Origin of the sequence: Promicromonospora sp. NPDC050249 (assembly GCF_040656015.1) — a bacterium.
Taxonomy (GTDB): Bacteria; Actinomycetota; Actinomycetes; order Actinomycetales; family Cellulomonadaceae; genus Promicromonospora.
Map to the genome: position 1 here is coordinate 83,362 of NZ_JBFAKY010000007.1, position 11,401 is coordinate 94,762.

At 70.1% G+C, this 11,401-nt stretch carries 11 protein-coding genes and 1 tRNA gene; 5 read left to right on the forward strand and 7 right to left on the reverse strand.

Annotated elements, in window-relative coordinates; translation table 11 throughout:
* Window position 1 precedes the first annotated feature (1 nt).
* The 5 genes from AB0I32_RS07520 to AB0I32_RS07540 all read right to left on the reverse strand — a co-directional run bounded on the left by AB0I32_RS07520 (window position 2) and on the right by AB0I32_RS07540 (window position 6,062).
* Window positions 2-496, reverse strand: a complete 495-nt coding sequence (locus AB0I32_RS07520) for an NUDIX domain-containing protein (RefSeq protein WP_357504451.1) — start codon at window positions 494-496, stop codon at window positions 2-4.
* Between the two features lie 103 nt (window positions 497-599).
* A complete protein-coding gene (locus tag AB0I32_RS07525; RefSeq protein WP_357504453.1) occupies window positions 600-1,844 on the reverse strand; it encodes an RICIN domain-containing protein in 1,245 nt (414 codons plus the stop codon).
* A 72-nt stretch (window positions 1,845-1,916) separates the two neighbouring features.
* The gene (locus AB0I32_RS07530) at window positions 1,917-3,401 is read right to left on the reverse strand and encodes an RICIN domain-containing protein (RefSeq protein ID WP_357504455.1); all 1,485 of its coding nucleotides are present in this window, start codon (window positions 3,399-3,401) and stop codon (window positions 1,917-1,919) included.
* A gap of 482 nt (window positions 3,402-3,883) precedes the next feature.
* Window positions 3,884-4,117 (reverse strand): bacteriocin immunity protein, encoded by a 234-nt coding sequence (locus tag AB0I32_RS07535; protein ID WP_357504456.1) that lies wholly within the window; start codon window positions 4,115-4,117, stop codon window positions 3,884-3,886.
* A 148-nt stretch (window positions 4,118-4,265) separates the two neighbouring features.
* Window positions 4,266-6,062 (reverse strand): P-loop NTPase fold protein, encoded by a 1,797-nt coding sequence (locus AB0I32_RS07540; protein WP_357504458.1) that lies wholly within the window; start codon window positions 6,060-6,062, stop codon window positions 4,266-4,268.
* 320 nt (window positions 6,063-6,382) lie between these two features.
* Between AB0I32_RS07540 and AB0I32_RS07545 the strand changes: the two genes are divergently transcribed.
* The 3 genes from AB0I32_RS07545 to AB0I32_RS07555 all read left to right on the forward strand — a co-directional run bounded on the left by AB0I32_RS07545 (window position 6,383) and on the right by AB0I32_RS07555 (window position 7,978).
* Window positions 6,383-6,667 carry a hypothetical protein gene (locus AB0I32_RS07545; protein ID WP_357504694.1) on the forward strand — a complete coding sequence of 95 codons (285 nt, stop codon included), beginning with the start codon at window positions 6,383-6,385 and terminating at the stop codon, window positions 6,665-6,667.
* 368 nt (window positions 6,668-7,035) lie between these two features.
* On the forward strand, window positions 7,036-7,200 hold the full coding sequence (locus AB0I32_RS07550) for a hypothetical protein (protein WP_357504460.1): 165 nt from the start codon (window positions 7,036-7,038) through the stop codon (window positions 7,198-7,200).
* Window positions 7,201-7,354: 154 nt separating this feature from the next.
* The gene (locus AB0I32_RS07555) at window positions 7,355-7,978 is read left to right on the forward strand and encodes a hypothetical protein (protein ID WP_357504462.1); all 624 of its coding nucleotides are present in this window, start codon (window positions 7,355-7,357) and stop codon (window positions 7,976-7,978) included.
* 92 nt (window positions 7,979-8,070) lie between these two features.
* On the opposite strand, the gene AB0I32_RS07560 is transcribed toward AB0I32_RS07555, so the two are convergent.
* A tRNA-Asn gene (locus tag AB0I32_RS07560) sits at window positions 8,071-8,143 on the reverse strand.
* 249 nt (window positions 8,144-8,392) lie between these two features.
* Between AB0I32_RS07560 and AB0I32_RS07565 the strand changes: the two genes are divergently transcribed.
* Window positions 8,393-9,514, forward strand: coding sequence for a BadF/BadG/BcrA/BcrD ATPase family protein (locus tag AB0I32_RS07565; RefSeq protein WP_357504464.1), 1,122 nt, complete (start codon window positions 8,393-8,395; stop codon window positions 9,512-9,514).
* Here the strand turns inward: AB0I32_RS07565 and AB0I32_RS07570 are convergent.
* On the reverse strand, window positions 9,503-10,072 hold the full coding sequence (locus tag AB0I32_RS07570) for a hypothetical protein (RefSeq protein ID WP_357504466.1): 570 nt from the start codon (window positions 10,070-10,072) through the stop codon (window positions 9,503-9,505). The genes AB0I32_RS07565 and AB0I32_RS07570 overlap by 12 nt on opposite strands.
* A 251-nt stretch (window positions 10,073-10,323) precedes the next feature.
* Here AB0I32_RS07570 and AB0I32_RS07575 point away from each other — a divergent pair, with 251 nt between their 5' ends.
* Window positions 10,324-11,331: a M15 family metallopeptidase gene (locus AB0I32_RS07575; protein ID WP_357504468.1), complete on the forward strand. Its 1,008-nt coding sequence runs from the start codon at window positions 10,324-10,326 to the stop codon at window positions 11,329-11,331.
* Window positions 11,332-11,401: the final 70 nt, after the last annotated feature.

Sequence of the window (11,401 nt, forward strand, 5' to 3'; positions counted from 1 at the left end):
GTCAGATATCCACAGGGGACGCGAGCGCCGCCTCCAGGCGGTCGACGAACGCGGCCTGCGCGCTGACCGCGAGACGTCGTGCGTCGTCGGGCGAGAGCCAGGCGACGCGGTCGATCTCGGGGACCTCGATGCGCCGCCCGGACCGCGGAGGCCACTCGATCTCCACGGTGTTGCTGGCGATCTGCGCGAGGTCGGGCCCGTCCGGTGGCCATTCGCGCGCCCAGGCGAGGACCTTCTTGCCCGAGCGCTGCCGGACCTCCCCGAGCTCGATCTCGGGGGCCGGCGCCGGCGGCAGGGCCATCCCCAGCTCCTCGCTCGCCTCGCGCAGCGCAGCGGCGTGGGGTTCCTCGCCGGGGTCGAGCTCGCCCTTGAGCAGGGTCCAGGCACCCGCGTCCTTGCGTGCCCAGAACGGCCCGCCCATGTGGCCGAGCAGGACCTCGAGCCCGCCGCCGGGCAGTCGTCGGTAGGGCAGGAGGCCCGCGCTCGTCGTCGGCATGGGTCCAGTCTTGCCGACGCGGGACGACGAGGCCCTGGATCCCCGGGGAGAAGGGGATCCAGGGCCTCGTCGCTGCCCCGTCGGGCGCTCTGTCGGGACCCTCTTATCGCACGTGGCCTGCGATCGGCAGGGAGAGCGCCGCCGCACCCTCGGAGACGATGCGCGCCATCTGGTTGGCGCCGTTCTCCTGGAAGTGCGTGTTGTCGGCGACCCCGTCGGGGAAGGCCGGGTACTGGCCCGGGCTCGTGTGCAGGAACACGCCCTTGGCGGCCTCAGGACCGATCGAGTTGAGGTACGCCCGCGAGCGCGCCGACAGGTCGATCATCGCGACGCCGGTCTCGTTGACCAGCTCGTGCACCTTGTTGACGTAGTCGGGGAACGAGACCCGGAACTGGCCGTTCGCGTCGTAGTCGCGCCGCGAGACCGGCGTGAGCAGGACCGGTGTGGCACCGCGTGCGGTGGCACCGGCCATGTAGTTGTCGCGCAGGTACCGCTTGTAGTCGGTGGGCGACGTGTACCGCTCGGGGTTGCCGGAGCTGGCGTCGTTGTGCCCGAACTGGACGAAGAGGTAGTCGCCCGGCTGGATGGCGGCGAGGATCGTGTCCAGGCGCCCCTGCTCGATGAACGAGCGCGACGAGCGCCCGCCGATGGCGTGGTTGGCCACCGTCGTGTTCGTGTCGAAGTAGTTCGCGAGCTTCTGGCCCCAGCCCATCTGCGGCCGGAGCGAGGTGCTGTAGGTCTGGGCGGTCGAGTCCGACGCGATGTAGATCGTCGGTGTCCCGTCCCCCGTCGCTGCCACCGGGAGGGGGCGCCACTGCTGGTTGGTGCCGCCGTTGTTGTCGTACTGCGAGATGCGGGTCCCAGGGGTGGTGGACCGTTCCCACAGGTCGAGGGCCTTGCCGGAGTTGCGGTTGACGAAGCGCAGGTAGGTGCCGTCGTCGATGATCTGCCAGTGCTGGTTCGTGGTGCCGCTGTCGCTCCACTGGACGATGTCGGCGCCGTTCGCGGTGCTCTTGGCGTAGACGTCGAGCAGCAGGTTCGAGTGGCGGGCCTGGATCTTGTAGTAGCCGCCGCCGGCGTCGACGAAGCGGAACTGCTGGTTGGTCGCGTTGGTCCGGGTGCCCTGTACGAGCCTCGCGCCGTTCGCCGTCGACGCGCCTTCGATCTGGAAGACCAGGCCGGAGTGGCGGGACTGCAGGACGTACCAGGCGCCGGGCGTGAACGCGGCATACGCCGGGGCAGCGGTGAGGAGGCCGCCGGCGGCCGCGGCGGCTCCGGCCGCGAGACCGAACAGCGACCGGCGGGTGAGTCCGGCCCCGAGCAGGCCGGAGGATTCGGGATTGCGCATCTGTGCTCCAGGTGGGTGGGTGGTGGGCCTCGGCGTCGTCGCAGAGGCCCACCAGGAGGAATCGCGCGTGGGCTAGATGTACTGGTCGATGATCGGGATCAGGCGGTTGGCGATCTTCCGGTGCCCGGCATCGGTCGGGTGGACGTTGTCGCTGGTGTCGGTCGCCGGGTCGACCCAACCGGTCGTGTCGACGAAGTGGACCCGGGTGTCCCCGGCGTTGACGCGCGTCTGGACCGCGTTCCGCGTCTCGGTCACGTACCGGTTCCTGAAGACGCCCATCGCGAAGATGTGGGCGTTCGGGTAGGCCTGACGGACGCGCTCCAGCAGCACCACGTAGTTCTGGTTGAACTCGACGGTGGAGACGCTGTGCCCGCCGTCGTTGGTGCCCAGGTTGATCACGACGGCGGTGGCCTGGTACGTCGAGAAGTTCCAGTCGTCGGTGGTCGCCCCGATGTGTGAGCGACGGAACCCGTTCACCATCCCGTAGCAGCCGTCCGCGGCGGCGACCAGGCAGACGCCGCCGTTGGCGACCTGGCTGTGACCGGCGTTGAGGTCCTCGCCGACCAGATAGGGATAGGCGGTGAAGGGCCGGTTGCCGTTGGGCTGGCCGACGGTGATCGAGTCGCCGACGAACTCGATGAAGTTCGCCGGGCGGGCGATCGACGTCGTCGCCCCACCCGAGGCGAGGATGAAGCCGCCGAACGTCGGGTCACCCGTGTACGACCCGGCGCGCTCGCGGAATCCGATGCGGACGGTGTGCGTGCCACCGCTGAGACCCGACGCGATGGTCAGGTTGCCCGTCACGTTGCGGTGCCACTGCTCGGGTGCGCCGTCGACCGAGTAGTACACGTCGATGGTGTTGCGCAGCCGGACGCCGATCGAGGAGCCGGTGAACGCCGCCTCGACGTAGCCGCCGGCCCAGCCCATGGTGCGCCAGGCGCCGTCGGTCCTCCAGCGGCCGTAGTACTGGAGATTCGAGTCGGTGACCGAGCCGTTGCCCGCCTGCGCGGCACCTATCGGGTTGAGCCGCCACCGCTGCACGGCGCTGCCGCTACGGGTGTACTGGGAGACGCGGCTGCCAGAAGTGGTGGCCCCCTCCCAGTTGTCGAGGGCCTTGCCGGAGTTGCGGTTGACGATCTCGTAGGAACCGTCGGACTGCTCGAGGACCTGCCACTGCTGGTTGGTGCCGCCGTTGCTCGGCCACTGGACGATGTCGGCGCCGTTCGCGGTGCTCTTCGCGCTGACGTCGAGCACCTGGCCGCTGTGCCGGGCCTCGATGCGGTAGTACCCGCCTCCCGCGTCGATGAAGCGAAACTGCTGGTTGGTCGCGTCGGTGCGGGTCTGTAGCTGTGCCAGGGCCCCGTTCGTCGTCGAACTGCCCGTGATGCCGACCGCGAGCCCGGAAAACTGGTTGGAGATGGCGTACCAGTTGCCTGGGATGACGGCCGCGGTGGCCGTGGGTGCTAGTCCGGGCAGGACCGTCACGACGAGGATCGCGCCGAGCGTGGCGGCGATCCATCGCAGGGGGTTCCTGCGCCGGTAGGAAGAAGAGGGCAAGGCATGCTCCTTCGGTTGGGATAGCTCGCCGGATCGGAGCGGCGTCGCCCCCCGGCTATGAGCCCTGCAGAAAATTTGGTCGCCTCGTTGCTGACCAGTGGAGATCGGATCAACCTGAATCGATACAATGTCCGGTTTAAGATAGCGTGCGTGCCGTCCAGGTCAAGAGGCTCGCGAAACTTAATCGTTTTGCATGCGGATATCGGCGCGGCACCAGCGCTGCGGGGAGCGGTGCGGCGGTTTCGGTCAGAGGTCTACGGCTTCACCGCCGTGCCTGGGCACCGCGATCCCGGCGGGTTGCGGCCCTCAGTCAGAGCCCGTGGCCCAGGCCGAGGGTGGCCGAGATGGTGGACCAACCCTGCGGAACTGCGATAGCGGCTCGTCGCGCTGTACCCGGTGGGGTCCGACCGGCGTCACAGGCAGGTCGAAAGGTGTCTGATCAGTTGCGCGGGTGTGCTCCGCGGAGTGCGGCGGTTCGAGGGTCAGATCTGGAACGGTCGGTAACTCAAGGCGCGGTCCACAATCTCCTCCGCAGTCGGCTCGTGAGCGAAAGCGTGGCCAGGGTAGAAGATGAGATCTGTGCCGTGCGGATCTGGTACCGCCGCCTGGAATTGCGCCACTGCCAGGGAGGCTTCCTGCTCGCTCGCTCCTGGCATGCCCGCCATGATGTAGCGCACGAGCGCAACCAGTTCGTCGCGAGACGTCTCGTGGCTCATCGCGGTCCGCCTACTGTGCGTGACATTGGCCAAGTGTCCCTCGGCTTACGGCCCTTCGGTGCCGAGCCTGCGCCGACCTGACCGAGGTCGAACGTCATACAAGTTGTCATGCAAGACCAAAGGGAATGTGGCCCGCACTCTCGCCAGGTCAGTGCCGCTCCGTCAGGTGGAAGCTGAACCGCGCCACCTCCCGCGCCCACACCCGGTGGCTGCCCACCTCGGCGGGGACGCCTGCGGCGACCGCGCGCTCCGTGACGTCGCGCATCCGGCGCCAGGCCGCGCACGCGGCGCACCGCTCGTGCTCGGCGGACGCGTGCTTGCCACCCAGAGTCTCGATCACGTCGGCGAGGTGCGCCGCGTCGGCGTGGTCGTCGAGCGCGCGGAGAAGCAGCGAGGTCTGCTCCGGCGCGCCCACGAGCAGGGCCAGCAGGAGTGCTGCGGGCCGCAGGTCGTCGTCGGGCCCTGTCGCGTGGCGGACCAGCTGGTACAGCGTGAGCAGCTTCTTCGCCGCCCGCGGCGTGGTCACGGCCTCGCAGACCAGCGCGAGGAGCCCCGCCTCCTGGGCGCTCAGGGTGCCCGACGCCGGACGCCTGGCCAGAGCGTCGTCGTCGCCCGGGTCAAGGGCCAGGTCGTGCGGCAGGAGGCCCTGGTCGGCGGCGGTCCGCAGGAGGTAGCGGCCGCTGACCGGAGGCACGAGGCGGGGGAGCGCGTAGGGCACCTGGAAGAGGGTGTCGAGGTGGTCGAGCGCCCCTGCCGCGCGGCCTTCCAGGTGGGTGGCCGCCGCAGCATCCTGTTCGAGCGCGTGCCGCAGGGTCCGTGGATCGGCGGCCACGACGATGACGAACAGGCTCGTCGACAGCAGCAGTGTGACGGCCTGCAGCACGTCGACGACCCGGTCGGGCGGGCATCGGTCGAGGTCGTCGATGTGGAGCACGATCCGCTCGACCCGGCCGTCGGCGTCGGTGTCGCCCGGGCGTCGCAGGTACTCCTCGGCCTGGGCGAGCTGGTCGGCGAAGGTCCCGAGATCGTCGCGCAGGTTCCCGACGAACCCGTGCGCGCGCTCCAGGCGGCCCTGGTGGTCGTCGCCGTGCAGGAGGGTGGACAGGCCGTCGATGGCGTCGTCGGCGTCGAGCTCGGCGAGGCGCGTCTCCGCCTTGGCCCGCTCCTGGTCGAAGGTCGCGAGGACGAGCTGCGACAGCGTGCCGACCACGCCGGTACGCGTCGGGTCCAGCTCGGCCACACGGCTGCGGTAGCCGGCGATGACCGCCGTCAGCGCCGCCACGACGCCCGACGACGCGAGCAGCCCGCTGACCCAGGTGCCCGACTCGGCGAGCCAGGCTGCGACGTCGGGTGCGACGACGGGCAGGAGCGCCAGCCCGCCCACGACCAGTCCGGCGACCACGAGCACGACGACGAGCGGCAGTGCCTGGCGCCACCCGCTGCGCAACAGCGCCCACGGCAGCAGGAGGAGCACCCGGGCCTGGTGCAGGGCGGCGACGAAGGAGCTCGCGTCCTTGGCGGTCCCGATCTGGTGGCCGAGCCGGACGGCCCGCGCACGCATGCGCTCGGCTCGGTTCATCGTCGCGGTGCGTCGCCGGGCCCGCAGCCGGGCGTCGCGGGGCCCGCGACGGCGTCCTCTCACGTCCTCGCCGGGCAGCGCGGCGACGACCTTCGCGACGATCCCGACCAGCACGGAGGTCTCGCCGTGCGCCCAGGCGTTCCACCGGACGACCCGCACCGACGCCACGGCCTCCGGGTCGCCCGAGGCGGCCCGCGCCTCGATCTCCGTCTGCAGGCGCCGCAGGAACGCGGACTTGCCGCCGCCCCACTCGCCCAGGACGGCCACGGCGTACGACGGCGGTGCCGTGCGCGCCGTGAGGAGGTACGCCAGGGCCTCGACGTGGGGCCGTAACCCGAGGTCGTCGCGCACGGCGGTCGAGGTCAATCTTCCTGAGCTGGACATCAGGGACGCACGCTAGCGCATCGGCCAGGCTGCACCGCCCGGGGCCGGCGCAGCCATCTGATCAGGGCTGACGGCGAAAACGACGAGGCCCTGAATCCCCACGTCAGGAAGGGGCTTCAGGGCTTCGTTCCGGCTCCTGCGGTTGGACTTGAACCAACGACCGCGCCATTCGTGACCACGGACCTCGCATTGCGGTCCGATGGTGTCTGGCGCGTGATCGAGGGCGGTGACGGTCAGGTCAGCGACTTCCCCCGAGGATCCGGGGCAGCTCATGCGGGCGCTCGTCGCGGGATACTGACGGCATGGAGGTCTCTCAAGGCTGGGAATTTCGGGCGATCGTGGTTGATGGCGACCCCGCCGTCATCGCTGGCGTCGATCTATGGCAGAAGCATTGGGAGCCGGTGCGGGCGGGGAGCGTGGTGGTTGCCCACCCGACCTACCCCGCCCAGCGACACTCGATGAGCGTTTACAAGCTCTCGGAAGTTGACCCGGCTGTCTTCTTCGCAGCCGGGGAGTTCTCGAATGCCGTCTGGGGCTTCTACGAGCCCACAGTGACGATGAGGGCCTTCCTGCTCACCCGCACCTGACCAGGACTGACACCACAAGCAACAAGGCCTCGAATCCCCAGTGATCTGGGGGTTCGAGGCCTCTGAGATGCTCCCGCGGTTGGACTTGAACCAACGGCCGTCCGATTCCTAACCGGCCGTCCTCAGCCGATATGCGCTGGGTTCCGATGGGTGCCATTCGTTGCGCGCAGGAGGCTAACCGCTGTGCTGTAGATATGCATAGGTGCTCGCAAGTTGCCGGTCATTCCGTGGGGTTACCGCTGGGCTCGCGATCGCCGCCCCCACCGGGCGCTGTCGTACGCATGTTTGAACTCTGTCGCATACTGGTGCCGCGGTCACTGGCACGGATGGCGTTGGCGACGCGGAGCGCGAGCGGGAGCGGGACAAGCGTGCGCAAGGCGCCAGGTCGGTACGGCGTCGAACATGGCGCCGATATCGAGGCGGCGGCTGCACAGCTCGGACACTCGCGCTCGGCGGTGACGGCGAAGCACTACGTCGAAGTCGCCGCCATTGGCCCGGATCGCAGGGAGGTTCTGGAGCAGTTCGGTGCGTGAAGGCGGTCGGTGATGCGTGACAGAGGCGACGAGGCCTGGATCCCTGAGGATTCGGGCCTCGTCGGCTCGCACGCTGGCGTCGGCTTTACCTTCCAGTCACTTCACCCGGGAGTCGCGTCGCGGTGCCAGGCAAGTCGGACTTAGCCTCGCTGGCATGGATGAGATCGTCGCGGGCGCCTTGATCGGACTTGCGGGTGGAGTGATCGGTGCTGGCATTGGCGGAGGCTCGTCGCTGCTAGTCGCCCGCGGGGCGCGCAAGCAACAACGTGAGGACCGTGACGTTCTGCTGTGGACGGAGAAGCGGCGAGTCGCCTATCTGCGCTTCTTGTCGGAAGCGGCCGACGTCGAGCGACGAATTGAGTCGTACACCCGCACGGCGGATCGACCGGGGTACGGGCCGTTTCCCTACGAGGAGCGGGCCGCCCTTATGACAGTCTTCGACGAGATGCGGTTGATCGCTCCGAAGGACGTGGTCGAGCCAGCGAGAGACTACGTCTATAACCTCTGCTGGCCGCTTCAGAACGCATATGCGTATCTCGCGCTCGCCGAGGCGGCCCGACCATTCGACCCGGAGAGGCTCGACGCGGTGGGTAAGCTGCTTGACCAGACCGAGGAAGTGATGCGCCAATGCGAGCACAAGACCCGAGTAGCTATGCGTGAGAACCTCGGCACCGGTCCCGAGTTCGATCTTGCCAAGCTCGGACCGAGGGGCGACGAGGCATCAGACGCCAATGCGCGGATCACCTCGACGGGGTACCCCTCGCCCCCGAGCGAGTAGATCCGTGGCTGCTGATGCTGGGTTATCGCTGGGTCGGCACCATGTAACAGAAACAGCAAGGCCCGGAATCGTTGAGATTCCGGGCCTGGTTGCTCCCGCGGTTGGACTTGAACCAACGACCGTCCGATTAACAGTCGGATGCTCTGCCAGCTGAGCTACGCGGGAATGCGTCCGCCCCAGTCCCGTGCACCGGGAGGGCGACCGGTGAAAACTCTAACAGGTTCTGGCAGGTAGTCCTGTCGTGTTTTCGGAGGGCTCTGTCACAGGTCGGCGACACGTCGGCGTCGGCAGCCGGGCCCGCCTCATCGACATGCCGGACAACACGCCGATCCGGGGCGAGATCGAGGATCTGCCATGTCGTTCGCGGCCCTGTTGTGCCACCATCTTCGGGTGCGGGCAGCAGACACCCAGAGGGTGACCGACCCTCCGCCTAAGGACACCTGGGTAGTCGGCCTGGACCTCGGCGGAACAGGTTCGCGCGCCGCCGCGAGCCCCGGCCCCGGCCGGCCGCATATCCGCGTCGAAGGTCCGCCTCTCCACGTCGTGGACGGGCGCTCCGACGCCCCCGACGTCGTCCGCGGGCTCTGCCAGGACCTGATGCGTGAGCTCGACGCCGCACGGGCCGGCGCCGGAACGCCCCAGATCGCGGCGGCCGCCGTCGGGCTCCGCGGGATGATGGCCATGGACCGGGCCGGCCGGCTGGACCCGTACGCCCTCCACGACGTTCTCGCCCAGAGCCTGGGCACCGAACGGACCGCCGTGTCGACCGACGCCGTGACGGCGCACCTGGGCGCCCTCGGCGGGCGTGGCGGCGCCGTGCTCGTGGTGGGCACGGGTGCGGTCGGCGTCGCCGTCGACGAGTACGCCCGTTGGTACCTCGCGGACGGGATGGGATACCTGGTCGGGGACCAGGGCAGCGGCGGGTGGATCGGCCGCGAGGGGCTCGCGGCCGCCAACAAGGCCCGCGACGGACGCGAGGACGGTGCCTCGCAGGTCCTGCTGCGGGCCTCCGAGCGGCACTTCGGCCGCCAGCGGCACGGGATCACTCTCGACAGCAGCCCGGACGCGCTCAGCCTGCTGGCCGGGTTCGCACGAAGCGTGCTGGCCGCGGCACGGGCCGGCGACCCCACGAGCGTCGCCATCCGCGCGGCGGCCGCGAGAGGGCTGGCTGACACCCTGCGCGCGGCGCTCAGCCACCCAGGCGTCGAGCCCCGGGTCGCGACGACGGGCAAGCTGATGGCCAACGTCCCCGAGCTGCGCGCCCTGGTCATGTCGCACGTGACCGAGGTTCGCCCCGACGTCGAGATCGTCGACGCCGCGGGGGAGCCACTGGACGGTGCGCTCGTGCTGGCCCGGAGACTCCTCGAGACTCCTGAGGGCGTGCCGTCGAACCGGCCGTTCCTGTCGGTCCGGATGGGGATGCCCGACCTCGCCGCAGAGCCGCTCGAGACCGCCACCGCGCCCAGGACGCCCAGGCGGCGCAAGAAGCTGCCCGACGGCGGCTCGGTCACCCTGCGCGCAGGATCAGGCAGGTAGCCCTGCCGCGTTGCGCACCCGGGCCTCGGCCGCGTCGATCGCGCCGGCCGTGCCCGGATCGGCCAGGTCGACGTCGCCTCCGCCGATCACCTGGGAGAACAGCTCGCCGTCCGCCCGGCGTCGGACCGCCACGCGGGCGGAACGCCCGCCCGGCAGCTTGACCGGCTCCGCAAGGACCACCGACCACTGCACCCGCTCACGCAGCACCTGCGGCAGCACGGAGCGCCGGCCGTCGAGGGGGAGCGGCGTCGGCTCGTCGCCGTCGACCCAGTGGACCTGGATGACATTGGACTCCGTGTCGTAGGTCGCCCGGTCGACGTCGGACCACTCACGCTGCACGACGACGGACGGAGCGCCCCGCGACTCGGCGTCGCCCTGACCGCTCACCGCCTCGGGCGCGGAGATCATGAGCAGCTCGGCGCGGGTCGCGAACGCCCACGCCTCACCGGTGGACGTGACCAGTGCCGCCTGCGCAAGCACCGGTGCGGTGCGGTGCGAGCGGACGGTGCGGCGGACGGCCTTCTGCGGGCCGTGCCCGAACCACGATCGGAACCCCATGCCTCCACCGTAGTACCGTGGGCCGGGCGCACGAACGAGGCGGATCCCGCGGCGCTCGGCTCCGTCGGCCCAACCCACAGTTCACCCGCTGGTCGGTCAGCCCGCAGTCGTTCAGTGACGTAAGTTCTGGCTTCGTGACCTCGACGAACGCCATGCCTCATGTCGATCCCTCTGACGTGAAGCCCGGTGGGACCGCGAGAGAGCGGCGGGAGGCGAAGATCCGCCGTCGCCGGAGCCTGAGGACGGTCATCGTGGTGACGCTCGTGGTCGTCCTAGCCATGGGTGGCGGCGGCCTCGCCTGGTACGCCGCGGAGGAGACAGCCGACCTCGCCACCCAGAACGCCACGGCGAAGCAGCTGCTGGCGGCCTCGGACGGCAAGGTCGCCGAGCAGACGACGCGCGACGGCCTCTCCGCGCAGATCGCCGAGGCCGAGACGGTGCTGGCAGAACCGGTCCTCACCCGGCTCGTCACCGGGACCGGTGACGCCAGGGACTCCCTCGAGGCCGCGTCGGGCGCCGTCGAGGCATCCATGGTCGAGTTCGCCCGCAGCCAGGTCACGGCCGCCCGCAACGGCATGGCGAGCGCTCAGGCCCGTGCGGAGAAGGTCTACACGGCGACGAAGGGCATGGGCCTCGACGACGCCGTCCGCGGGCAGCTGCAGGCCGCCCTCGACACGCTCGCCGCCGTCGACGCCGCCGCGGACGAGACCCTTGCCGGCGAGGACCTGGGCAAGCTCGAGAAGGCCGCCGCCGACCTCAGCACGAACCGCTCGGCCCTCACGCTCGCCACGCAGTCGCTGACCGACGCACAGGACGCCATCACCTGTCCCTGGCCGGACCAGACGTGGGACCCGGACAGCGGCAAGATTCCGAGCTCCGCGCTGGCGGCGATCCCGTGGGCGCCCACGCACTTCGTGCGCGCCGACGCGCTGCAGGATCTCGTCGACCTCGACGCCGCGTACAGCCAGGTGTTCGGCGAGCACCTGACGATCAACTCGTCCTACCGCACGTACGAGTCGCAGGCTTCCCTGTACGACCCGGCGTCGCCGACCGCCGCACCGCCCGGCTGCTCCACCCACGGGCTCGGGCTCGCGGTGGACATCGGCGGCGGGGTCCAGACGTTCGACACCGAGCAGTACACCTGGCTCAAGCAGCACGCCGAGACCTACGGCTGGACCCACCCGGACTGGGCCGAGCCCGCCGGGCGGATGCCGGAGCCGTGGCACTGGGAGTCGGTGCTCCTCCGCGTGGGCTCGTGACGCCCGGGCGCTCGTCGCCGCCTCGTGACACCGGGCTCGTGACGCCCCACCACTGAACCCCAGGTGATTC

Bases quoted from the DNA above. Each gene is read 5' to 3' on its own strand.
- AB0I32_RS07520 (WP_357504451.1), bottom strand. From the start codon at position 496: ATGCCGACGACGAGCGCGGGCCTCCTGCCCTACCGACGACTGCCCGGC.
- AB0I32_RS07525 (WP_357504453.1), bottom strand. From the start codon at position 1,844: ATGCGCAATCCCGAATCCTCCGGCCTGCTCGGGGCCGGACTCACCCGC.
- AB0I32_RS07535 (WP_357504456.1), bottom strand. From the start codon at position 4,117: ATGAGCCACGAGACGTCTCGCGACGAACTGGTTGCGCTCGTGCGCTAC.
- AB0I32_RS07545 (WP_357504694.1), top strand. From the start codon at position 6,383: ATGGAGGTCTCTCAAGGCTGGGAATTTCGGGCGATCGTGGTTGATGGC.
- AB0I32_RS07555 (WP_357504462.1), top strand. From the start codon at position 7,355: ATGGATGAGATCGTCGCGGGCGCCTTGATCGGACTTGCGGGTGGAGTG.
- AB0I32_RS07570 (WP_357504466.1), bottom strand. From the start codon at position 10,072: ATGGGGTTCCGATCGTGGTTCGGGCACGGCCCGCAGAAGGCCGTCCGC.